The sequence below is a fragment of the Yokenella regensburgei genome (assembly GCF_051486985.1).
Classification (GTDB): domain Bacteria; phylum Pseudomonadota; class Gammaproteobacteria; order Enterobacterales; family Enterobacteriaceae; genus CBFFRJ01.
In genome coordinates this window covers 79625-103433 of record NZ_JAHVDV010000007.1, presented here as the reverse complement: position 1 = coordinate 103433, position 23809 = coordinate 79625, and the positions used below count along the sequence as shown (strand labels likewise).

General features: G+C 51.6%; 24 protein-coding genes. 16 read left to right on the top strand and 8 right to left on the bottom strand.

The annotated features are described in order from the left end of the window. Window positions 1-40: 40 nt before the first annotated feature. The 3 genes from znuA to lpxM all read left to right on the top strand — a co-directional run bounded on the left by znuA (window position 41) and on the right by lpxM (window position 3423). Window positions 41-985: a zinc ABC transporter substrate-binding protein ZnuA gene (gene znuA, locus KXR87_RS07430; RefSeq protein WP_437431625.1), complete on the top strand. Its 945-nt coding sequence runs from the start codon at window positions 41-43 to the stop codon at window positions 983-985. 15 nt (window positions 986-1000) lie between these two features. Continuing rightward, on the top strand, window positions 1001-2332 hold the full coding sequence (gene mepM, locus KXR87_RS07425; protein WP_437431624.1) for a murein DD-endopeptidase MepM: 1332 nt from the start codon (window positions 1001-1003) through the stop codon (window positions 2330-2332). A 119-nt stretch (window positions 2333-2451) separates the two neighbouring features. Beyond that, the gene (gene lpxM, locus KXR87_RS07420) at window positions 2452-3423 is read left to right on the top strand and encodes a lauroyl-Kdo(2)-lipid IV(A) myristoyltransferase (protein WP_437431623.1); all 972 of its coding nucleotides are present in this window, start codon (window positions 2452-2454) and stop codon (window positions 3421-3423) included. Between the two features lie 46 nt (window positions 3424-3469). Here lpxM and pyk read toward each other — a convergent pair whose 3' ends face one another. Beyond that, window positions 3470-4912, bottom strand: a complete 1443-nt coding sequence (gene pyk / locus KXR87_RS07415; RefSeq protein ID WP_437431622.1) for a pyruvate kinase — start codon at window positions 4910-4912, stop codon at window positions 3470-3472. Between the two features lie 124 nt (window positions 4913-5036). Then, a complete protein-coding gene (locus tag KXR87_RS07410) occupies window positions 5037-5906 on the bottom strand; it encodes a MurR/RpiR family transcriptional regulator (protein ID WP_437431621.1) in 870 nt (289 codons plus the stop codon). 343 nt (window positions 5907-6249) lie between these two features. On the opposite strand from KXR87_RS07410, the gene zwf reads away from it, so the two are divergent. From zwf to kdgA, 3 genes are all read left to right on the top strand, one after another. Continuing rightward, window positions 6250-7725, top strand: a complete 1476-nt coding sequence (gene zwf / locus KXR87_RS07405) for a glucose-6-phosphate dehydrogenase (RefSeq protein ID WP_437431620.1) — start codon at window positions 6250-6252, stop codon at window positions 7723-7725. A gap of 233 nt (window positions 7726-7958) precedes the next feature. Then, window positions 7959-9770 (top strand): phosphogluconate dehydratase, encoded by a 1812-nt coding sequence (edd, locus tag KXR87_RS07400; protein WP_437431619.1) that lies wholly within the window; start codon window positions 7959-7961, stop codon window positions 9768-9770. Between the two features lie 39 nt (window positions 9771-9809). Then, on the top strand, window positions 9810-10448 hold the full coding sequence (kdgA, locus tag KXR87_RS07395; RefSeq protein ID WP_437431618.1) for a bifunctional 4-hydroxy-2-oxoglutarate aldolase/2-dehydro-3-deoxy-phosphogluconate aldolase: 639 nt from the start codon (window positions 9810-9812) through the stop codon (window positions 10446-10448). Window positions 10449-10696: 248 nt separating this feature from the next. Here the strand turns inward: kdgA and purT are convergent, their stop codons facing one another. Further along, window positions 10697-11875, bottom strand: coding sequence for a formate-dependent phosphoribosylglycinamide formyltransferase (purT, locus tag KXR87_RS07390; RefSeq protein WP_437431664.1), 1179 nt, complete (start codon window positions 11873-11875; stop codon window positions 10697-10699). A gap of 129 nt (window positions 11876-12004) precedes the next feature. On the opposite strand from purT, the gene KXR87_RS07385 reads away from it, so the two are divergent. The 4 genes from KXR87_RS07385 (at window position 12005) to ptrB (ending at window position 15675) form a co-directional block, all read left to right on the top strand. Further along, window positions 12005-12343, top strand: a complete 339-nt coding sequence (locus tag KXR87_RS07385; protein WP_437431617.1) for a YebG family protein — start codon at window positions 12005-12007, stop codon at window positions 12341-12343. 64 nt (window positions 12344-12407) lie between these two features. Then, window positions 12408-12779 (top strand): protein YebF, encoded by a 372-nt coding sequence (yebF, locus tag KXR87_RS07380; RefSeq protein WP_437431616.1) that lies wholly within the window; start codon window positions 12408-12410, stop codon window positions 12777-12779. Window positions 12780-12876: 97 nt separating this feature from the next. Continuing rightward, entirely contained in the window at window positions 12877-13536 is a 660-nt protein-coding gene (locus tag KXR87_RS07375) for a tellurite resistance TerB family protein (RefSeq protein ID WP_437431615.1), read from the top strand. Window positions 13537-13614: 78 nt separating this feature from the next. Beyond that, window positions 13615-15675, top strand: coding sequence for an oligopeptidase B (ptrB, locus tag KXR87_RS07370; RefSeq protein ID WP_437431614.1), 2061 nt, complete (start codon window positions 13615-13617; stop codon window positions 15673-15675). Here ptrB and exoX read toward each other — a convergent pair. Next, a complete protein-coding gene (gene exoX, locus KXR87_RS07365; RefSeq protein ID WP_437431663.1) occupies window positions 15672-16334 on the bottom strand; it encodes an exodeoxyribonuclease X in 663 nt (220 codons plus the stop codon). The genes ptrB and exoX overlap by 4 nt on opposite strands. An 11-nt stretch (window positions 16335-16345) precedes the next feature. Continuing rightward, the gene (locus KXR87_RS07360; RefSeq protein WP_437431613.1) at window positions 16346-16576 is read right to left on the bottom strand and encodes a DNA polymerase III subunit theta; all 231 of its coding nucleotides are present in this window, start codon (window positions 16574-16576) and stop codon (window positions 16346-16348) included. Between the two features lie 137 nt (window positions 16577-16713). On the opposite strand from KXR87_RS07360, the gene yobA reads away from it, so the two are divergent. The 4 genes from yobA (at window position 16714) to KXR87_RS07340 (ending at window position 19536) form a co-directional block, all read left to right on the top strand. Beyond that, window positions 16714-17088 carry a CopC domain-containing protein YobA gene (gene yobA, locus KXR87_RS07355; protein WP_437431612.1) on the top strand — a complete coding sequence of 125 codons (375 nt, stop codon included), beginning with the start codon at window positions 16714-16716 and terminating at the stop codon, window positions 17086-17088. Between the two features lie 3 nt (window positions 17089-17091). Then, window positions 17092-17961 carry a copper homeostasis membrane protein CopD gene (gene copD / locus KXR87_RS07350; RefSeq protein WP_437431611.1) on the top strand — a complete coding sequence of 290 codons (870 nt, stop codon included), beginning with the start codon at window positions 17092-17094 and terminating at the stop codon, window positions 17959-17961. A 12-nt stretch (window positions 17962-17973) separates the two neighbouring features. Then, the gene (locus tag KXR87_RS07345) at window positions 17974-18309 is read left to right on the top strand and encodes a YebY family protein (protein ID WP_437431610.1); all 336 of its coding nucleotides are present in this window, start codon (window positions 17974-17976) and stop codon (window positions 18307-18309) included. Between the two features lie 957 nt (window positions 18310-19266). After that, window positions 19267-19536 carry a hypothetical protein gene (locus KXR87_RS07340; RefSeq protein WP_437431609.1) on the top strand — a complete coding sequence of 90 codons (270 nt, stop codon included), beginning with the start codon at window positions 19267-19269 and terminating at the stop codon, window positions 19534-19536. A 564-nt stretch (window positions 19537-20100) separates the two neighbouring features. Here KXR87_RS07340 and KXR87_RS07335 read toward each other — a convergent pair. Then, entirely contained in the window at window positions 20101-20772 is a 672-nt protein-coding gene (locus KXR87_RS07335) for an SOS response-associated peptidase (protein WP_437431608.1), read from the bottom strand. Between the two features lie 449 nt (window positions 20773-21221). Between KXR87_RS07335 and KXR87_RS07330 the strand changes: the two genes are divergently transcribed. After that, a complete protein-coding gene (locus KXR87_RS07330; RefSeq protein WP_437431607.1) occupies window positions 21222-21440 on the top strand; it encodes a hypothetical protein in 219 nt (72 codons plus the stop codon). Window positions 21441-21830: 390 nt separating this feature from the next. Here the strand turns inward: KXR87_RS07330 and KXR87_RS07325 are convergent, their stop codons facing one another. Further along, window positions 21831-22772: a VirK/YbjX family protein gene (locus KXR87_RS07325; protein ID WP_437431606.1), complete on the bottom strand. Its 942-nt coding sequence runs from the start codon at window positions 22770-22772 to the stop codon at window positions 21831-21833. Window positions 22773-22948: 176 nt separating this feature from the next. On the opposite strand from KXR87_RS07325, the gene pphA reads away from it, so the two are divergent. After that, window positions 22949-23593, top strand: a complete 645-nt coding sequence (gene pphA / locus KXR87_RS07320) for a protein-serine/threonine phosphatase (protein ID WP_437431605.1) — start codon at window positions 22949-22951, stop codon at window positions 23591-23593. Here pphA and KXR87_RS07315 read toward each other — a convergent pair whose 3' ends face one another. Continuing rightward, window positions 23594-23785, bottom strand: coding sequence for a YebW family protein (locus KXR87_RS07315; RefSeq protein ID WP_437431604.1), 192 nt, complete (start codon window positions 23783-23785; stop codon window positions 23594-23596). Window positions 23786-23809 lie beyond the last annotated feature (24 nt).

The following is a 23809-nucleotide window of genomic DNA, read 5'->3' as shown; positions in this document are numbered from 1 at the left end:
TATCACATACCACCCATTCATTACGATAATTAGTCGCACTATGTTACATAAAAATACGCTTCTTTGCGCAACACTCTCCACCGCTCTGTTAGGGGCAGTTTCAGGCACCGCAAACGCCGCCGTTGTCGCCTCGTTGAAACCGCTTGGCTTCATCGCTTCCGCTATCGCTGATGGGGTTACTACGACCGAAGTTTTACTTCCGGATGGCGCCTCAGAACATGATTATGCTCTGCGCCCATCCGATGTAAAACGCTTAAATAACGCGGAGTTAGTCTTTTGGGTCGGCCCGGACATGGAAGCTTTCATGGACAAATCTGCCCAACAGATACCCGCCGCTAAACAAGTGGTCATGGCGACACTGCCGGAGGTGAAACCTCTGCTCATGAAAGGGAGCGATCACGACGAGCATGATCATGCCGGACACGATCATGGCGATGAAAATAGTGACGAGCATCATCATCATGGTGATTACAACATGCACCTGTGGCTTTCACCGGAGATTGCGCGGATGTCGGCGGTTGCAATCCACGATAAATTAGTGGAACTTATGCCGCAAAGCCGAGCCCGGCTGGATGCCAATCTGAAAGCGTTTGAGGCAAACTTAGCTCAGACCGACAAGCAGGTTGGTAGCGAGCTGGCACCGTTGAAGGGTAAGGGTTATTTCGTTTTTCACGACGCATACGGCTACTTTGAAAAACATTACGGGCTGACCCCGCTGGGTCACTTTACCGTCAACCCTGAAATTCAACCCGGTGCGCAGCGTTTACATCAAATCAGAACACAGTTGGTTGAGCAAAAAGCAACCTGCGTTTTTGCTGAGCCACAGTTCAGGCCAGCCGTCGTTGAAGCGGTTGCCAGAGGGACCTCTGTCCGAATGGGCACCCTGGATCCCCTGGGAACCCCTGTCCAGCTTGGTAAAGAGAGCTATTCAAAGTTCCTGACCCTGCTGTCGAGCCAGTATGCGAGCTGCCTGAAAGGAGATTAACGAGGAAGTGGATACGTGCAACAGATAGCCCGCTCTGTCGCCCTGGCATTTAATAATCTGCCCCGACCCCACCGCGTAATGCTGGGGTCACTTACAGTTCTCACCCTTACGGTCGCCGTCTGGCGTCCGTATGTTTACCACCCTGAACACACCGAACCTGCCCCTATCGTCAAAGCCATTACGCTTGAAAAGAATGAAATCCGATCGCTGCTGCCTGAGGCGAGCGAACCAATAGACCAGTCTATGCCGGATGAAGTTGAAGACATTCCTCAGGACGAGCTTGATGATAAAACCGCGAACGAAGCGGGCGTGCACGAATATGTTGTTTCTACCGGTGATACCCTCAGCAGCATTCTGAATCAGTACGGTATTGAGATGGGTGATATCAGCCAGCTTGCTGCCGCTGATAAAGACCTGCGAAATATGAAAATCGGTCAACAACTCTCCTGGACCCTGACGGCCGAAGGCGATCTTCAGCGACTGACCTGGGAGATGTCCCGCCGCGAAACCCGCACGTATGACCGCGTTGATGGCGGTTTTAAAATGACCAGCGAACTTCAGAAAGGAGACTGGGTTAATTCAGTGCTGAAAGGGACTGTCGGGGGAAGTTTTGTCAGCAGCGCCCGTGATGCGGGCCTGAGCAGTGGCGAAATCAGTTCGGTTATTAAAGCCATGCAGTGGCAAATGGACTTCCGTAAGCTGAAAAAAGGCGATGAATTTTCGGTACTGATGTCCCGCGAAATGCTTCAGGGCAAGCAGGAACAAAGCCAGCTGGTGGGTGTTCGTCTGCGCTCAGATGGCAAAGATTACTACGCGATTCGCGCTGAAGATGGCAAATTCTACGATCGTAACGGCACGGGCCTGGCGAAGGGCTTTTTGCGTTTCCCGACGTCGAAACAATTCCGCGTCTCCTCTAACTTCAATCCACGTCGACTCAACCCCGTAACCGGGCGGGTTGCACCGCATAAAGGCGTTGATTTCGCCATGCCGCAAGGCACGCCGGTGCTCTCTGTCGGTGACGGTGAGGTGGTAGTGGCGAAACGCAGCGGCGCGGCAGGATACTACGTTGCCGTGCGTCATGGCCGCACCTATACCACGCGGTACATGCACCTGCGAAAACTGCTGGTCAAAGAAGGGCAAAAAGTGAAGCGTGGCGATCGCATTGCGCTTTCTGGTAATACCGGACGTTCTACCGGACCACATTTGCACTATGAAGTGTGGATTAACCAGCAGGCCGTCAACCCGTTAACCGCGAAGCTGCCAAGAACGGAGGGTCTGACAGGGTCAGATCGTCGCGATTACCTGGCGCAGGTTAAAGAAGTGCTCCCACAGCTCCGCTTTGATTAAGGGTTGCATCCCGGAGAGCCGGCCGCATGCGCGCCGGCTTTTTCTTTTGTAGGATCCGGCGCGCCTCGCTACACTGTGCCTACTTTTTATTTTGATACCTGTCTGCCTGCGGAATATGCATGGAAACCAAGAAAAATAATTCTGAATACATACCCGAGTTTGAAAAGGGATTTCGCCATCCGCGTTACTGGGGCGCATGGCTGGGCGTGCTGGCCTTTGCAGGTATTGCTATGGTCCCCCCTTCGCTGCGCGATCCGCTGTTGGGTAAGCTTGGACGTCTTGCCGGTAAGCTTGGCAAAAGTGCGCGCCGTCGCGCGCAAATTAACCTGCTGTACTGTTTTCCTGAGCAAAGCGATGCGCAACGTGAGGCGTTGATCGACGACATGTTCGCCACCGCACCTCAGGCGATGGTGTTGATGGCGGAGCTGGCACTGCGCGGACCGGAAAAAGTGCTGCCGCGTGTGAAATGGCAGGGGCAGGCCATTATCGATGAACTGCGGGAAAACAACGAGAATGTCATTTTTCTTGTGCCACACGGCTGGGGCGTCGATATCCCGGCGATGCTAATGGCGTCGCAGGGGCGCAATATAGCCGCGATGTTTCATAATCAGGGAAACCCGGTATTTGACTATGTCTGGAATAGCGTGCGTCGCCGTTTTGGTGGACGTCTGCATGCCAGAAATGACGGCATCAAACCCTTCATTCACTCCATACGTCAGGGGTACTGGGGCTATTATCTGCCCGACCAGGATCATGGGCCGGAGCACAGTGAGTTCGTGGATTTCTTTGCCACTTACAAAGCCACGCTTCCGGCGATTGGTCGCCTGATGAAAGTATGCCGCGCCCGTATTGTGCCGCTGTTCCCCGTTTATGACGCAAAATCACACCGTCTCACTATTCATGTTCGCCCGCCAATGGACGATCTGAATAGCGCGGATGACAACACCATTGCCCGTCGTATGAACGAAGAGGTGGAATTACTGGTAGGGCCGAACCCCGAACAGTACACCTGGATTTTAAAGTTGCTTAAAACGCGAAAACCCGGAGATAAAGAGCCTTATAAACGTAAAGAGCTCTTTCCGAAGAAGTAGAAGAGATAAAAAAGCCCCGCAGCGTGCGGGGCTTTTTTCACTGCCCTTATTCTACGGTCAGAATACGGGTGGTGTTGGTTGTACCTACGGTGCTCATTACGTCACCCTGGGTGACGATGACAAGATCGCCGGAAATCAGATAGCCTTTATCACGCAGCAGATTGACCGCATCGTTAGCGGCGGCAACGCCTTCATTCACGCTGTCGAAGTAGACCGGCGTAACGCCACGGTAAAGCGCCGTGAGGTTCAGCGTACGTTCGTGGCGGGAGAGGGCGAAAATCGGCAGACCGGAGCTGATTCGCGATGTCATCAGCGCCGTGCGGCCTGATTCTGTCATCGAGATAATCGCCGTCACCCCTTTCAGATGGTTAGCAGCGTACATTGCAGACATCGCAATCGCTTCTTCTACGTTGTCGAACTGAATGTCCAGGCGGTGCTTGGAGACGTTGATGCTCGGAATTTTTTCCGCGCCAAGGCATACACGCGCCATGGCGGCAACGGTTTCAGCCGGATACTGGCCAGCTGCGGTTTCTGCAGACAGCATCACGGCATCAGTACCATCCAGCACGGCGTTAGCCACGTCCATAACCTCTGCACGGGTTGGCATCGGGTTAGTGATCATCGATTCCATCATCTGGGTTGCCGTGATGACGGAGCGGTTAAGCTGACGGGCACGACGAATCAATGCTTTTTGAATACCGACCAGTTCCGGGTCGCCGATCTCCACCCCCAGATCGCCACGCGCGACCATCACAACGTCGGAGGCGAGGATCACGTCATCCATCGCATCCTGGCTACAAACGGCTTCCGCACGTTCAACCTTGGCGACGATTTTGGCATCACATCCTGCATCCCGCGCCAGGCGACGCGCATAGTTCAGGTCTTCCCCACAGCGCGGGAAAGAGACCGCGAGGTAATCAACCCCGATCATCGCCGCTGTCACGATGTCTGCTTTATCTTTTTCCGTCAGTGCTTCAGCAGAAAGACCGCCGCCCAGTTTGTTGATGCCTTTATTATTGGAAAGTGGCCCGCCTACGGTCACTTCCGTGAAAACTTTCATGCCCTGAACTTCCAGCACTTTAAGCTGCACCCGGCCATCATCAAGCAGCAGGATATCGCCAGGGACAACATCAGCGGGCAGGCCTTTATAGTCAATGCCGACTTTTTCTTTATCGCCTTCGCCCTTGCCAAGGTTGGCATCCAGCAGGAATTTGTCGCCAATATTGAGGAAGACTTTCCCTTCCTTAAAGGTCGACACACGGATTTTTGGCCCTTGCAGATCGCCAAGGATAGCGACATGGCGTCCCAGTTTTGCCGCAATTTCACGTACTTTGTCTGCACGTAATTTATGATCTTCTGCGGTGCCGTGAGAAAAATTCATTCGCACCACGTTGGCACCCGCAGCGATAACTTTTTCAAGATTATTGTCGCGGTCAGTAGCCGGGCCAAGTGTGGTAACGATTTTGGTTCTGCGAAGCCTTCTGGACATGTAATACTCCGTTGTCTGAACAACCAGGTGTTGCGTGAACATGAATTCGGTTTCGTGCTACGCCAGAGCGGCGAACAATGAATTTAACCGAATAGCTAAAGATGTTACAACTTTGTTATTACTATTAATGTTTATCGCCTGTGATAAAACGCTCCTTATCAAAGCGCGATTCTTTGAGCGCTTCTTTGACACGCTTCAAGTTATCCCTGAATTTTGCGCCCCGTCGCAATGTGAAACCCGTCGCAAGTACATCAATCACCGTCAGTTGCGCCAGGCGCGATACCATCGGCATATAGATATCCGTGTCTTCAGGCACATCCAGAGTGATGGCAAGGGTAGCTTCGCGGGCGAGCGGCGTGTCGGCGGAGGTCAGCGCAATCACCATGGCATCGTTTTCACGTGCCAGTTGCGCCAGCTCAACAAGGTTTTTAGTACGACCCGTATGGGAGATCAGCACAACCACATCATCATCACTGCAATTCATACAGCTCATGCGTTGCAGGACGATGTCGTCGGAGTAGACGACAGGAACGTTAAAGCGAAAAAATTTGTTCATCGCATCATGTGCGACAGCCGCTGAGGAACCGAGGCCAAAGAAAGCGATTTTTTTAGCCTGAGTGAGAAGGTCAACAGCCCGGTTTACCGAAGCCATATCCAGCGACTGGCGAACATGATCCAGGCTTGCCATTGCGGATTCAAATATTTTCCCCGTGTATGCTTCTACGCTGTCATCTTCATCGACATTGCGATTAACATAGGGGGTGCCGTTGGCAAGGCTTTGTGCCAGATGCAATTTAAAGTCGGGAAATCCACGGGTATCAAGACTGCGGCAAAAACGATTGACCGTCGGTTCACTGACACCCGCTTCCTGAGCGAGGGCGGCGATACTGGAGTGAATGGCTTTGTCCGGAAGGGCAAGAATCACTTCCGCCACTTTACGCTCGGATTTGCTAAGGTGTTCCAGTTGGGACTGGATTTTTTCCAGCATGTTCATTTAGCAGCGTGCTCATCAGTAAAACGGTTCCACTGGAGTGTAAAACCGTAAAGCGTTTTAGCAAGAATATACCTCCCCGCGTAGTGGAAAGGTAAGTAACAACGTGAAATGTTGTTGTTTTTTTTCATAACATGATCACAGTCGGATTTTCCCATCACGGCATCTGGCAAACATCCAGCGTTTTCCGGGCGAAAACCCAGATCTCAGCCGGGTGATTAAAGAACGCACGGCATGATAAGCGTTAGCGGTTTCGTGATTTACGTAAAAGCAGTACAGTGCAGTGTAATAAAATTACAACTAAGGCCTGGCATAAGCACCAGGAAAGCCAACTGAGGAGAATGACATGGCGGTAACGCAAACAGCCCAGGCATGTGACCTGGTCATTTTCGGCGCGAAAGGCGATCTCGCACGCCGAAAATTGCTGCCTTCCCTGTACCAGCTTGAAAAAGCAGGGCAGATTCATCCTGATACACGCATCCTGGGTGTGGGACGCGCGGACTGGGATAAAGAAGCCTACACCAAAGTCGTGCGTGAAGCGCTCGAAACCTTCATGAAAGAGAAAATTGATGAAGGTTTATGGGACACGCTGAGCGGGCGCCTGGACTTTTGCAACCTGGATGTAAACGACGTTAAAGCCTTTACCCGCTTGGGTAAAATGCTTAATCAGAAAGAACGTACCACCATTAACTATTTCGCCATGCCGCCCAGCACCTTTGGCGCCATCTGCAAAGGTCTTGGTGAAGCAAAACTGAATGCCAAACCTGCGCGCGTGGTGATGGAAAAACCGTTAGGCACTTCGCTTGCCACCTCACGTGAAATTAACGATCAGGTGGGTGAATATTTTGAAGAGTGCCAGGTCTATCGTATTGACCACTATCTTGGCAAAGAGACCGTCCTGAACCTGCTTGCTCTGCGTTTTGCGAATGCTCTGTTTGTGAATAACTGGGATAACCGCACCATCGATCATGTCGAAATCACTGTCGCCGAAGAGGTGGGCATTGAAGGGCGCTGGGGCTATTTTGACCAGGCCGGCCAGATGCGCGATATGATCCAGAACCACCTCCTGCAGATTCTGTGCATGATTGCCATGTCTCCGCCGTCCGACCTTACCGCCGACGCTATTCGTGATGAAAAAGTGAAAGTGCTGAAATCACTGCGTCGTATCGATCGCACCAACGTGCGTGAAAAAACCGTACGTGGTCAGTACTCAGCGGGCTTTGCGCAGGGCAAAAAAGTGCCGGGCTACCTTGAGGAAGAGGGGGCGAACAAGTCCAGTAACACTGAAACCTTTGTGGCTATTCGCGTCGATATCGATAACTGGCGCTGGGCGGGCGTGCCTTTCTACCTGCGTACCGGTAAGCGTCTGCCCACCAAATGTTCTGAAGTTGTCGTCTACTTTAAAACGCCGGAACTGAATCTTTTCAAAGAGTCATGGCAGGATCTGCCGCAAAACAAACTGACCATTCGCCTGCAACCGGATGAAGGTGTAGATATTCAGGTACTTAATAAAGTGCCGGGCCTTGATCACAAGCATAATCTGCAGATAACCAAGCTGGATCTGAGTTATTCCGAAACCTTTAATGAAACGCATCTTGCGGATGCTTACGAGCGTCTGCTGCTGGAAACCATGCGTGGGATTCAGGCTCTGTTTGTTCGTCGTGATGAGGTGGAAGAGGCCTGGAAATGGGTGGATTCCATTACGGAAGCCTGGGCGATGGATAATGACTCTCCGAAACCGTATCAGGCGGGAACCTGGGGACCCGTTGCGTCCGTCGCGATGATTACCCGTGATGGCCGTTCTTGGAACGAGTTTGAGTAACGGCTGAACAGGTGTGTTACGTTATTTTACCGGTAACATGATCTAACACAGAATTCCGGATAATTTTTCATCTTTCAAGCCCCGCCTGGATTCACCAGCGGGGCTTTTTTTATTACACTGGCTGAAGCGATTTTGCCTTTGGGGCGCGCGGATGCAGTAATCCCGGTGATCTTATCCACCCTGGTAATGCCTGCAACGCGTAGCGCCGGACAGATAAATTTTCAGGAGCTTTTATGAACTCAGTATTGTTACGCGTAACAAATCGTATTGCAGAGCGTTCCCGCGAAAGCCGGTCAGCCTACCTAAAACGCATTGAACAGGCGAAGAGCGAAACAGTGCACCGCTCGTCGCTGGCGTGCGGCAATCTCGCGCATGGCTTCGCGGCCTGCCAGCCCGAAGATAAAGCGGGCCTGAAAAGCATGCTGCGTAACAATATTGCCATCATCACCTCCTATAACGACATGCTCTCCGCACACCAGCCTTATGAGACCTACCCGGACATTATTCGCAAGGCGCTGCATTCAGTGAATGCGATTGGTCAGGTTGCGGGCGGTGTACCTGCAATGTGTGACGGTGTCACGCAGGGGCAGGACGGGATGGAGCTCTCTTTGCTGAGTCGTGAAGTGATTGCCATGTCAGCAGCGGTGGGTCTGTCGCATAACATGTTCGACGGTGCACTCTTCCTTGGCGTGTGCGATAAAATCGTACCGGGTCTGGCAATGGCTGCCCTCTCATTTGGCCACCTACCGGCGGTGTTTGTCCCATCAGGCCCGATGGCCAGCGGGTTGCCCAATAAAGAGAAAGTGCGTATTCGCCAGCTCTATGCGGAAGGGAAGGTCGATCGTATGGCGCTGCTGGAGTCCGAAGCGGCTTCTTACCATGCACCGGGCACCTGTACCTTCTACGGCACCGCCAACACCAACCAGATGGTTATCGAGTTTATGGGGATGCAGCTACCGGGTTCCTCCTTTGTTCACCCGGATGCGCCGCTTCGCGAAGCACTGACCAGCGCTGCCGCGCGTCAGGTGACCCGACTGACCGGTAACGGCAGTGAATGGATGCCGATTGGTAAAATGATTGATGAAAAAGCCGTGGTGAACGGCATTGTCTCACTGCTGGCAACCGGCGGTTCGACAAACCACACCATGCATCTCGTTGCGATGGCCCGCGCGGCAGGCATCATTATCAACTGGGATGACTTCTCAGAGCTCTCTGAGGTCGTGCCATTAATGGCGAAACTCTACCCGAACGGCCCGGCCGACATTAACCATTTCCAGGCGGCGGGCGGCGTACCGGTACTGATGCGTGAGCTGCTCAAAGGCGGCTTGCTGCATGAAGATGTCAATACCGTCGCTGGGTTTGGTCTCTCCCGTTACACCCTGGAGCCGTGGCTTAATAACGGCGAACTGGCCTGGCGCGACGGCGCTATGGCCCCTCTCGATTCACAGGTCATTGCTACGGTCGATGCCCCATTCTCCCGCCACGGCGGTACTAAAGTGCTTAGTGGTAACCTGGGCCGTGCGGTAATGAAAACCTCCGCCGTGCCGGTTGAATATCAGGTTATCGAAGCGCCGGCTGTGGTTTTTGAAAGCCAGCATGACGTGTTACCTGCTTTTGAGGCAGGGCTGCTGGACAAGGATTGCGTGGTGGTTGTGCGCCATCAGGGACCAAAAGCGAACGGCATGCCAGAATTACATAAACTTATGCCGCCACTTGGTGTATTATTGGACCGCTGTTTCAAAATAGCGTTAGTTACCGATGGACGCCTCTCCGGCGCATCAGGTAAAGTGCCTTCCGCCATCCATGTCACGCCTGAGGCGTATGACGGCGGGCTGCTGGCAAAAGTGCGTGATGGCGACATGATTCGCGTAAACGGCCAAACTGGCGAACTTACGTTGCTGGTCGATGAGGCCGAACTGACCGCACGTCAGCCACATATTCCTGACCTGAGCGCAATGCGCGTAGGCACGGGGCGCGAAATGTTCGGCGCGTTACGGGAAAAATTGTCCGGCGCGGAACAGGGCGCAACCTGTATCGATTTTTAAAACGACAAGATTATTCGTTCTGGCGAGAGAAAAACTCTGATGAAAAATTGGAAAACGAGTGCAGAAGCAATCCTGAAAACGGGTCCGGTTGTGCCGGTTATTGTTGTCAACAAACTGGAACACGCCGTCCCGATGGCGAAAGCGCTGGTAGCTGGCGGAGTACGCGTGCTGGAAGTGACGCTGCGTACCGCATGCGCTATGGATGCTATCCGCGCGATTGCTAAAGAAGTGCCGGATGCCATTATTGGTGCCGGGACCGTGCTGAACCCGCAGCAACTTAAAGAAGTGACCGAAGCAGGCGCACAGTTTGCCATAAGCCCGGGCCTGACTGAGCCGCTGCTCAAAGCCGCGACGGAAGGTACCATCCCGTTGATTCCGGGTATCAGCACCGTTTCGGAACTGATGCTGGGCATGGACTACGGTCTGAAAGAGTTCAAATTCTTCCCGGCTGAAGCGAACGGCGGCACCAAAGCGCTGCAGGCTATCGCAGGTCCTTTCTCGCAGGTGCGCTTCTGCCCGACCGGCGGTATCTCGCCGGCTAACTACCGTGACTATCTGGCGCTGAAAAGCGTGCTGTGTATCGGTGGTTCCTGGCTGGTTCCGGCCGATGCGCTTGAAGCTGGCGATTATGACCGTATTACTAAACTGGCTCGCGAAGCGGTAGAAGGCGCGAAATAAGTTTATTTAACCCGGGTTGTGTTCCTGGTTAAAAATAAAAGCCGGTGCATATCATTGCACCGGCTTTTTTACAGGCAACAGAACCTGCTGCGCCCGGAGTAAGGCTGGCGATACCCTGTACGGCGCTGACCGCGTTTCACTGGCTGATTTCAGCGTCTCATGGCGGAATACTATCCCGTAGCGGCACCGGGGTTGGCAGAAAGGTACCGCGGGAGTCGCGGCACCGGGGAATGATCCCAGGGTACGCGTTAACTAAAAACTTTTACCGCTGTAGCCGCCGCCTTCGCACGTTCCACCGCTTCTTCAACGGAATTCGCTGTCGCCAGCGCTACGCCCAGACGCCGCGTCCCGTCAATTTCCGGCTTGCCAAACAGACGCACCTGCAGGCCTGCGCCAACGGCATTCTGCAGGTTATCAAAGGTGACATTCTTACTTTTCAGCTGAGGCAGAATCACCGCAGAGGCTGATGGCCCGTACTGGCGAATCTGACCTACCGGCAAGTCCAGGAAGGCGCGCACGTGAAGTGCGAACTCTGAAACGTCCTGCGAAATCAATGTTACCATCCCGGTATCATGGGGACGTGGAGAGACTTCGCTGAAGACCACCTCATCGCCGCACACGAAGAGTTCTACGCCGAACAGGCCATGCCCGCCAAGCGCCAGCACCACTTTGCGCGCCACTTCCTGAGCGCGCTTGAGCGCCACGTCGCTCATCTGCTGCGGCTGCCAGGATTCGCGGTAATCGCCGTCCTCCTGACGATGACCCACCGGGGCGCAGAAATGAACGCCATCCACGGCGCTGACGGTCAATAAGGTAATTTCAAAATCAAAATTGACGACGCCTTCCACAATGACACGGCCGGCACCAGCACGACCACCTTGCTGCGCATACTCCCAGGCTTTTTCCAGCTGTCCGGCGGTGCGAATGAGGCTCTGACCCTTGCCTGATGAACTCATCACCGGCTTAACAATACAGGGTAAACCTATTTCACTGACGGCTTCACGGAAGGCCTCTTCGCTATCAGCAAAACGGTAGCTCGAGGTTGGCAGTGCCAGCTCTTCAGCAGCAAGACGGCGTATACCCTCACGGTTCATGGTCAGTTTTGCCGCACGGGCGCACGGCACGACATGCTGGCCCTGAGACTCCAGCTCAATCAGCATATCGGTGGCAATCGCTTCAATTTCCGGCACGATATAGTGCGGTTTTTCCTGCGCCACGACGGCCTTCAGCGCGTCGCCGTCAAGCATGTTAATCACGTGACTACGATGCGCAATCTGCATGGCGGGCGCATCGGCATAGCGATCTACGGCAATGACTTCAATCCCAAGCCGCTGGCACTCGATGGCCACTTCCTTCCCGAGCTCTCCTGAACCCAGTAACATCACACGTGTTGCTGCCGGACGCAGCGCAGTACCTAAACAAGTCATCGTCATTTCACCCTCAAAAAAACCTGGCCGCAGTATATACGAAAACGTTTGCGCATGTCTTTTGCGACTTGCATCCAGGGCAGTGGTGCGGTAATATACTGTATATATAAACAGGTAAGGGGCTGTATCATGGCGGTTGAAGTCAAATATGTTGTGATTCGTAACGGTGAGGAAAAAATGTCTTTTGCCAGCAAAAAGGAAGCGGATGCCTACGACAAAATGCTTGATCTTGCTGAGGTACTTGAGACCTGGCTTGGCGAAGCACCTGTTGCATTTGAGGATGTGCAGCGCGATCAAATGGCCATGTGGCTTGCAGAGCAAAAAGATGTTCTGAGCCACATCTTCCGATCGGGTAAGCTCCCCTCGGCTGAAGCAGAGGACACCCCGTCGGCTGCTGTTTCCGCTGAAGCGGATAACGAAAGCCAGGCTGTAGATATCAAACGCGCAGCGAAGCGCTCTGCTGCCTGATTCACCTTGCACTGCCAGTAATTTGTACCATGCTTTGTATGGGCTATATGCACAGGAGAAAAGCATGAAATTAGCAGGAGTGTTAATGGGTACGGTGTTACTGGCAGGGAGTTTCGTGGTTTCAGCGGCAGACGATAAGACGGTCACCATTGATAACCAAAAATCAGTAACCTTTCCAGGTTGTGAGGGAATGAACGCTGAGGGCATTGCTGCCAGCGTCAAGCGTGACTATCTGCAAAACCGCATTGTTCGCTGGGCTGATGATCAGCAAAAACTTGGGCAGGCCGATCCGGTCGCCTGGATTAGCCCAAAAGCCGTGCAGGGTAAAGAAGATAAATGGCGCGTGCCCCTGACCGTGCGCGGTAAGAATACGGATATTCACTATCTCGTCCAGGTAGACTGTAAAGCGGGAAAAGCAGAATATCAGCACCAGTAAGCGTACAGAATTTTCTTTTCTTTTGCAGACTTAGACATTTCCTGACACACCCTCGCTTACGCTGAACCTTTCTGGCATCGCTTAAGCGGGGGACATCATGTCAAACTGGTTAAATCAACTCCAGTCATTGCTCGGCCAAAAAAGTGCGTCGGGCTCACCATCTACCGATCAGGGGCTCGGAAAACTGCTTGTACCCGGCGCACTCGGCGGGCTCGCCGGTTTACTGGTCTCGAGTAAATCATCACGTAAGCTACTCACAAAATATGGCACCAGTGCGCTTCTGGCAGGAGGCGGTGCGGTCGCCGGTACTGTTTTATGGAACAAATACAAAGATAAAGTGAGGGCAGCGCATAAAGATGAACCCCAGTTCGGGCAGACGAGCTCTCCGCTGGATGTCCGAACGGAACGATTGATCCTTGCGCTGGTGTTCGCCGCAAAAAGTGACGGGCACATTGATGATAAAGAACGTGCCGCTATTGAACAGCAGCTGCGCGAAGCCGGCGTGGAACAACAGGGCAGGTTACTGGTGGCGCAGGCTATAGAACAACCGTTGGACCCTCAGCGCCTGGCCCGGGATATCAAAAATGAAGAAGAGGCGTTGGAGGTGTACTTCCTGAGCTGCGCTGCCATTGATATCGACCATTTTATGGAGCGTAGCTATCTCGCCGCATTAGGCGATGCGCTGAAGATCCCTCAGGAGGTTCGCGAGGGCATTGAAGCCGATCTTCAGGAGCAGAAGCGCGCACTGCCACAGTAACCTTGTTGTCACGTTTCGCTTGCATCGGCGGCAGCTTTTGCCAACCTTATAGAGTGTCGAATAAATAAGTAAAATGTTATGCCGCCGAAAGCTAAACAACTTCCTCACACCATGACACTGCATGGTGACACGCGCCTGGACAACTACTACTGGCTACGGGACGATACCCGAACGCAGCCAGAAGTGCTGGACTACCTCCGGGATGAAAATGATTATGGTCGCCGTGTGATGGCGTCCCAGCAGGCGTTGCAGGATAAACTGCTCGCGGAAATCATTGCCCGTATCCCTCCGCGTGAGGTGTCAGCTCCTTATGTGAAAAATGGATATCGTTACAGACACGTCTATGAACCTGGCTGTGAATATGCCATCTACCAGCGTCAGTCTGTCTTGTCTGCTGAGTGGGATGAGTGGCAGGTTCTGCTCGATGGTAATAAACGTGCAGCCCATAGTGATTTTTATACGCTGGGGGGCTTTGCTATTACCCCGGACAACAAAATAATGGCCCTGGCAGAGGATTATCTGTCGAGACGGCAGTATGGCTTACGGTTTCGTAATCTGGAAACGGGGAACTGGTACCCGGAAATGCTCGACAATGTCGCGCCTGAGTTTGTCTGGGTGAATGACTCAGAAACAATCTATTACGTGCGAAAGCATGCTGTAACCCTGCTGCCTTATCAGGTATGGCGGCATACGGTAGGCACCCCTTCCAGCGCCGATGAGCTTATTTACGAAGAAAAAGACGATACGTTTTATGTAGGCTTAGGTAAAACCACCTCACAGCACTACATCATTATTCATCTGTCGAGTGCAACGACCAGTGAGGTATTACTCCTGGATGCGGAGCTGCCCGATGCGCAACCACTCTGTTTTCTTCCACGCCGCAAAGACCATGAGTACAGCCTCGATCATTTCCAGCATACCTTTTATCTGCGTTCTAACCGCGACGGTAAAAATTTCGGCCTCTACCGGACGAAAGTCCGTGACGAAAGGCGCTGGGAAGTGCTTATCCCGGCGCGCGAAAATATTATGCTGGAAGGGTTTACCCTTTTTACCGACTGGTTAGTGGTTGAAGAGCGTCAGCGTGGGCTGACCAGCCTTCGTCAAATCAACCGTAAAACGCGGGAGGTAACGGGAATTGCCTTCGATGATCCCGCGTATGTTACCTGGGTTGCCTATAATCCCGAGCCGGAAACCTCGCGCCTGCGTTACGGTTACTCTTCCATGACGACGCCGGACACGCTGTTCGAACTGGATATGGATACGGGTGAACGTCGTGTCATTAAGCAGTCGGAAGTGGCCGGTTTTGATGCGTCGAATTATCGCAGTGAACATGTGTGGGTACGCGCGCGTGATGGCGTCGAAGTCCCCGTATCGCTTGTCTACAACCACAAGTATTTCCGAAAAGGGGAGAACCCACTCCTGGTTTATGGATATGGATCCTATGGTGCGAGCATGGATGCAGATTTCAGTAGTAGCCGGCTGAGCTTACTGGATCGCGGCTTTGTTTTTGCCATTGCCCATATTCGTGGAGGAGGGGAGTTAGGTCAGCAGTGGTATGAAGACGGCAAATTCCTTAAGAAGAAAAATACCTTCCATGATTACATAGACGTCACCGATTCCCTGCTCGCGCAGGGGTATGGCTCCCCTTTATACTGCTACGGTATGGGCGGGAGCGCGGGTGGACTGCTTCTGGGTGCCGTTATCAATGAACGTCCTTCGCTGTTTCATGGTGTGGTGGCGCAGGTGCCTTTTGTCGACACCCTGACCACGATGCTGGATGAATCTATCCCGCTGACAACAGGTGAATTCGAAGAGTGGGGCAATCCTCAGGATGAAACTTTTTACCATTATATGAAGAGTTACAGTCCTTACGATAACGTTGGCGCGCATCCATACCCCCACCTGCTGGTGACCACGGGTCTGCACGATTCTCAGGTACAGTACTGGGAACCGGCGAAATGGGTGGCAAAATTACGCGAGCTCAAAACCGATGACAATATTCTGCTGCTCTGTACCGATATGGACTCCGGGCATGGCGGAAAATCGGGGAGGTTTAAGTCCTGGGAAGGTGTCGCGATGGAATATGCATTTCTTATCGGGCTGGCGCAGGGAACCCTGAAAGCTTCACGCCAGGATTAATGCTCACCGAGATAGTGTTTTAGCGTGAGACGCAGTTCAGGACTCATCTTATCAAGGTTATTAAACAACCAGCGCAAATAACCGGGGTCGCGTTCAGCGACTTCGGAAACCGCTTTACCGCGATACTTCCCGAAGGTAAAGGTGGTCATCAATGCAGGGCGACCCGTTACCGTCACCATATGTTCTGGCGTCCAGCCCGACGTATTCATAATATCAATCAGTAAAGCCGCCGTAATGTAGCAGTCATATAATGCCCGATGGTGATGCAACCCTGCGGGCGTCTGTACGCTCAGCTTGCGGGATTTATAGAGCGCCATATTGCTGTACTTAATGCCGGGCCATAACCGGCGGGCCAGCTTCATGGTGCATATCCATTCTCCGGGCATCTCGGGAAGTACGCGTCTGTCAAAACTGGCATTATGGGCGACATACCATTCACTACCGTAATAGTGAGGGATCACCTCTTCAATCCACGGCTGATGCGCAACCATCGCTTCCGTGATGCGATGGATAGCCATCGCCTGCTGGCTGATGGGTCTGTCCGGGCGCACCAGATGGCTCTGCGGGTTAATAATTTGCCCGTCCACCACATCCACTGAGGCAATTTCAACAATACCGCCCTGCAAATCACAGGTTTCGGTATCGATAACCCTTAACACGCTACTCGTAGTCATTTCGATTTCGGCTCATAAGGCAGGCGGGAAAGGTTCACAGATGTCAGACGGTGGGCGATGAGTCGTTCGCGAAACCAGGTGCGCAGGTGTTCGGGCTGCTCCCGCTCGACCACTTCAGCAATAACCGGCATATTATAGCGCTCTTTAAACGCCACACCCGCCGCTGCCAGATCGACATTCACTTTGTCCATTTCCTCTTGCGAGAGATGGGCCAGATTCGTATTCATTCTTTTCTCCTGAGTTCACGCCGAAAAAGGTACTAAGCCCGTCGCAGAAAGACAAGAGCACAGATGATCATACTCGACGCACACATTATACAGCGTTATCCTCGACCCTAAATACATAACGTAAAGGAATGACTAATATGGTCTTCACTGCCGCAGGCACCCGTCATGTTCTGCTTCTTGTCAGTATGCTGTTGACTACACCATTGGCCTTTGCTCATGCGCATTTAAAAACGCAGATCCCGGCCGCCAGTTCGCAAGCGACCACGAATGTAAAGGCGCTGACCCTCAACTTTTCTGAAGGGATTGAACCTGCATTCAGTGGCTTAACGCTTACGGATAGCAAGAAGCAGACCATCAGAACCGGCAAAGCCACCCATGATAAAGATAACGACACACAGCTTGTTGTCCCTCTGGAGCAAAGCCTGCAACCAGGGGTGTATAACGTTGACTGGCATGTCGTTTCGGTTGATGGTCACAAAACGCGTGGAACTTACTCCTTTACCGTGAAGTAACCCATGCTCAGTTCAGGTTATGTGGTGTTGCGTTTCATCCATTTCAGCGCTCTGATGCTGAGTTTCGGCGTAGCGTTTTATATCAATCGTCTGGCCCCTGCTGCTTTACAGAGCGTCATGGCCAGGGATTTCAGGACGCTGCAACGCATCTGCCTGGTATTAACCGCGCTGAGTGCGCTTCTGATGTACCCTCTGCAGGCTGGTATCATGGGGGACGGCTGGCAGGATGTCTGGCAGCCAGCAACGTGGTTCGCCTTAGCGGGCACCCGGTTCGGCGGTGTGTGGCTCTGGCAAATAGTCATTGCTGTTTTCACCCTGATCGTTGCAATGATGCGCCCTTGGCTGCAGCGAAACCTCATGCTGCTATGCGCCGCTCAGTTAGTGTTAATGGCAGGCGTCGGGCATGCCGCGATGCTGGATGGCCTGCCAGGCCTGCTGCAGCGCGCTAATCATGCGGTTCATTTACTCTGCGCCTCCATGTGGTTTGGAGGTCTGTTGCCAGTCATTTATTGTATGAGCCTTACGCAACGACGCTGGCAACATGAGTCGGTTTCAGCGCTGATGGGATTCTCCCGGTACGGCCATCTGGCGGTAGCAGGTGTATTGATAACGGGGGTAGTGAACACGATCTTTATTCAGGGCATCTCATGGCCCTGGAGCACTGACTGGGGGCGTATGCTGTTGATCAAAAGTGCGCTGGCCCTGCTAATGGTGGCAATTGCGTTAGTGAACAGGTATGTTCTGGTGCCGCGTCTGAGCCGGAAACCTTCGTCTGCGCAACAAACACTCATTTTTATGACATGGACTGAGGTAGTACTGGGCGCGCTGGTACTGGGCGCGGTAAGTCTGTTTGCTACCTGGGAACCCTTCTGAGACGGGGAAACGATGAAAAAGAATCTATTGATATTATTAATGGCCTTTTCTGCAGCAGCCTCTGCGGCACCATCAGTTATTACGGTGAGCCGTTTTGAGATGGGGAAAGACAACTGGGCATTTAACCGCGAAGAGGTGATGCTTACCTGTCGTCCGGGCAAGGCGTTGTATGTGATTAACCCGAGCACGCTGGTGCAATATCCGCTGAATGATATAGCCGAAGAACAGGTGAAAAGCGGTAAGACGACAGCACAACCAATCGCTGTCATTCAGGTCGATAATCCGGCCCGTGCGGGTGAAAAAATGAGCCTGGCGCCTTTTATTGCCCGAGCAGAGACGCTTTGTTAAAAAAACAATTCAACTTTTTGATTTACAATAAAAAACCGCAAGGCTTAATCAAGAAGTCTTGCGGTTTTAACATTTTTAAGCGTGACGATAACCTAATTTTTCAGCGTGCTTTTGCGGCAAACTGGAAAACCTGACGTCGTCATCTATTCTTAAAGTGCAAGGCGACTTAGCCTGCATTAATGCCAACTTTTAGCGCACGGCTCTCTCCCAAGAGCCATTTCCCTGGACCGAATACAGGAATCGTATTCGGTCTTTTTTTATATGTATGTTTTCTAACGTGTTTTTATCGCTTCCCTCGAAATTCCACGAAAATTACTCGAAAACTACATACTAGGGCTAAACCATAACATACTCCGCACCGCGAGCGTCCAGGTATTTTTTTGTCATAGCAATGTTTTTATATCCGAGTAATCGCTGCGCGAATTCTTCTCCACGCTCCTTTTAATACACTCTGGTGGCCAGACTCCTGATCTCATGATAAGGCGGCGGGTGTGGTCCGAACTGCTTTCCTTTACAGATAACGTGTTTTGCGGGGCAGGGATTATTCTTACATTAATAATGTGATCCTGTTTTTCCCCCATTTTATGTTTGGTTACCCGTTGTCATGGACGCCGTATATTGCTCAGGCAGTAATAATAATTGGAGTTACATATTTCATCTATTCAAAGTGGAGCCTATTTAAAAAGAAAGTTTTAATATTTTTGGCATCTTTATGTCTATTTTCATTCCTTTCGGTAGGTCTTTTGGCAATGAATCCTTCACTGTGGAATGCATTTCATTTTTTCATTGCTCCTCCAGGGTTATAAAACACTATAACCCGGCCTCTCAGGAAAGTGATCACTGATAAAATTTGTCAAGCATTACAGCAGGCATTCAATGAGTGCCTGTGATAATGCAAAAAAATTTTTGATATAACTGCTTTGGTGGGAGAATGGGATTCCACAAACAGGAGGTCTTATGCTTAAGGGTCTTGATGCGTTAAACGAATGGCTTAATCGTCCAACCTGGCATACGGGGCAAACCGATGATCTGGCAACATTTTTTCTGGCCATAAAAGAGATAATCAACCAGAACCCTTATATCTTGCTGCATGAATGTGTAATAGCTGCTTATATCAAAAACTCACAGTCTGGAAAGATGGATGCCAATGAACTTGAGCGGCTGGCAACAGAGTATTCGCAAAAGGCACTATTGATTTCTGAGTATGTAATGCTTACTACTGACTAAGTAATCATTTGGGTTGTACCAAGCCACTGGCATCCGCTGGTGGCTTTTATTGCCATCAAATACAGAAGTGCCTCACTGAGGGGCTTTAATAGTGAGCAGCGATAAAGAAGCCAAAAACTGATTGCCAGGGAGACTCTCTTAACAATCGCGGTGATTGATGGTGCCAGTTCGATGGCAAGGGACAGGGATAACTGAGTCTTCATAGAACCTGCTATTGATTGAGAAGAAGGACGATTCCTTGCTTCTGTAGTGAGCGCTTATTCCCGAATGTTGATTTTGAAGAGACCTGAATACAGTCTGCGGTTAACCCCACAACCGGAGTGACAGACACCGCAACCGGGTACGCGATTGTGGAAACGCAACCGACCAGAATCGAGCAGGGGGATACTCTGCTTATTGGAGGGAGCATTAGATTTCAGTTAGTACGACTGCATGGACAGGCGTTCGTCACGCCTGATGGTGACGTTTACGAGGGCGAGGGTATGGAGGGAACTCAGGTGATCGGTCTGGTCACGTTTTTTGTAGACCGGGCGGATGAGGACGGTTGCCCGGTTATTTGATGATTTATGTTATCGGTTCGATTAAGTTCGCCCCCTGATTCTTCACATTCCCGACCGCACGCGTGACGGCGTGCCAGATAAATTTGTCAGCCGTCACTGCGCCGTCGGCTGCTATCTCTTCCGCTGCCTTTCCGCCAATATCCTGCCGCATCCATGCCCGGGCTGCGTCCGGTGACAATACCAACGGTCTTCTGTCATGAATATCGACCAGCCCTTTATCAGCGGCTGCGGTCACAATCAAAAAACCCTCAGCTTCATCGCCTCGCTCAAACGGCGTACTGCCAATTGCAGCCATAAAAATTGGCTCACCGTCGGCACGATGGATGAAGTAGGGCTGTTTTTTATCACCTTCCTTCTTCCACTCGAACCAGCCATCTGCGAAACAGATCGCCCGGCCGTGCTGCCATAGTGGCTTAAACATTCTGCTGGTAGCCGCAGTTTCGACACGTGCATTTATTAATGCGGGCTTATCCCACCAGCCAGGCGCATATCCCCAGTGGACCGGGTCCAAATGCAGTAGTTCGTCGCGTTCACTCAGCAGCAATACTTTTGTGCCAGGGGCTGCGTTGTAACGATCAATGGGTTCGGGGTCATAGGCAATATCGCGATCGTTATCATCTGCCAGGTAGGCCAGGTATTCTTCACGCGTCTGCGCTTGAGCAAAACGTCCGCACATAGAACCTCCAGTTTATTTCTGCAAGTGTAGCTAGTGCTGCTGATCTGACGATCTAAATCAGATCACGAGATTACTCCGAGGGAGACTCAAAAAATAGCACAAGTGTTTGATCCTGAATGGATGCAATGATAAGCATTGGAGAGTGTTTTCAAGAGGTGTAGCGGTTTAACTTAATGATATTGAAAGAGATTTATAGGAAGCAACCTTGATAGGAATCGTAGCCGGTCTTTTTTATACGTCTGAACTGCAAGGTTTTCTATTTTCAACCCGGCAATGGTGCCAAACCTGCACACTAGACATACCACAATCTGGCCTGAAAACCTCCAGCGTTTTTTATTTTGTCCAACGGGTGGGGCTGGCGAACTGGCGAAGCACAATTTAACAAGAGACGGTGGTCGAAAAGGTGTGCTACTGTCGTATGCAATTTAAACAAAACTGAGGATAACGACATGAGCAAAGATGTTGTGGTAATACTCCCCGGTGGCAAGGTCGAACATCTTTCTGTTGATGATGACCTGAAGAAAGTCAGCTATCGAAACGATCAGCGATCCTTCCTGGATCTCCCGATTGAAACCTACGTGCTTGATGGGGAAGAATTCCTCATTGCAAAGTTTTCTGACCTGGTCAGCGCCCGTGAGACGGAACAGGCAATCAGGCAATTTTACTAATCCTTCCTGCTGCATCCGTTCCGGGTGCGGCTTTTAATGCTGCTTCAGTGTGGTGCCTGTGTGCGGGGCTATCCTCACTTTCAACAAACCGGTTTCACCCACCGACGTCTTTTTGGCAGACAGGCTTTTAACGTTACCCTCGCGCCGCAGACTGAACATAGTGCGCCATGTAAATGAGTTTTTTCAGGGCAAAACTGTGTAAAGAAAAAATGATTGCCGCCGCAAACCGGGCAAATGAATTTTAAATTTGAAATAGCCCCTCCGGGCCGTGGAATGGAATGAATACCCTAACATTAAATAGCGCCGCGTAACGATATATCCTGGAAGGCGAAGGCGGCCCAGAAATAAATGATGGTGGCAAGGCACCGTAACGTGCCTTATCAGTATTGCTTAGAAAAAATTATGCAGTGAGGACTGTATTTCATCGAGTAATTCAAAGCGTCGGCGATATTCTGCTCTTTTTTTACTGGCGATATCCTCCAGTGGCTTACGCGCCATCTGCATGGGTAAACGCCAGCGATATTTATCACTTTTGATACCCTCAATGGAGGCCCAGAATTCATCGTAACTGGCATGGAAATCCCGGCCTTTACTGAAACGGTATCGCCACGCACGAAAGACATGACCGTTATCACTCACGCCATACATTGCTTTAATATCGGTGCTGGCACACATCTGCCATAACGCTTCAAGAAGTAAACGCTTGGGGAATATACCGTGGCAGGCTTTGGTCGCAATTTTAATGGCCTCATGAGAAACATTTTTGCGTGGTCCCTGCAGCCCGCCAATCATTAACGTGCGAATACCTTTTTCAACCGTCACGCTGAACGTCACGCTTGCCAGCAGCGCATCGTTACCGTCATAAAGCCACAGCGTGCTTTCACCTTCACGCTCTGCTTTGTGCGCCCCTGAGGCACATACGTAAAAATGGGCTTCATTGCGCCCCGTAAACTGCAGGATTTGCTGTGGCGCTGTTGCCGTCAGCGCGTCTGCAGCCCGGGCAGAGAGTTGCGAATCAAGCCATGCATAATGGCTCACAATCGCATCGGCGCGGCGCGAAGCATTCAGACCCAGAGTCAGATACTGACGGTGAGATTTACTCGGAAGGGTAACCTGCGCATGAAGCATCTCTTCAAAATTGGGGCGCTGTGCCAGTGCGCTGAGCATCCTGACGGTCGAGGGCCAGAACAGCAGTGAGCGCAATAAAAACTTAAAACGATACTCTCGCTTACGCCAGATAGGCCCAGGAATTAAACGACCGGTAACCAGTTCACTGATAATTTGTCTGCGGGTTGATGGCAGCGTTTTTGTTTGCAGACTGATATTTGACACGATAAGCACCTCTCAATGTTTCAAATACCATTCTAAAGAGTGAAGAATTATAAACTGAAGCGGTGCTGACTTTTATTTCCGGTTCGTTTAGGGGAGATTGAGGTTAATCGCATGTTTTTTAATAAACAGGCACAGTCAAGACCTCTCTCTATACTAAATATCAGGGGGAGAGAAATATGTATCTGCGTATCGACGGTAAAAGATGGCGTTATATCTGGATTGTGGGTGATGTGCACGGATGCCTGAGGCAACTGACTGAGCAATTACGCGAGCAGCACTTCGATCCCTGGCAGGATTTGTTAATTGCTGTGGGCGATCTCATCGACCGTGGTCCGGAGAGCCTCGCATGTCTGGAATTAATAAAAAAACCCTGGTTCAGAACCGTGCGCGGCAACCATGAACAGATGGCGATGGAGGCACTTCAGAAAGGTGATGAAACCTTATGGCTTTTGAATGGTGGCAGTTGGTTTACAACGTTAAGTTCCGGGCATAAACAGCAGGCTGAGGCGCTCCTGCTCGACAGCGCATCGTGGCCGCTTATTATTGAACTGCATAGCCAGAGCGGCACTCATATTATTGCCCATGCTGACTACCCGGCACCACGTTATAAATGGCAACAGACAATCAACGAAGCGGCGGTATTGTGGAACCGGGAGCGGCTAACCCGGCATCTCGCCGGCAAGGGGGAGTTTATCTATGGTGCCGAACACTTCTGGTTCGGCCATACGCCGCTGAAACAGCGGCTTGATGTGGAAAACCAGCACTATATCGACACCGGAGCCGTATTTGGCGGCGCGCTGACGCTGGTGCGCGTGCAGTAGTTAAAAATCACTGTATTCCTGTGCGGGTTGCCAGAAACCATCAATGAAATCTTCAACCGGAAAGCATCCACCATAGCGCAGACGTTGAACGTCCATTGCCACCATGCACTGCTTCTCAGTGTTGAACACATCAACGACGATTTCGTCGCATCCACCATCCAGATAGCAAACAAAAAGAACCAGCGCGAACATTACATCCTCAGACCATGACAACCT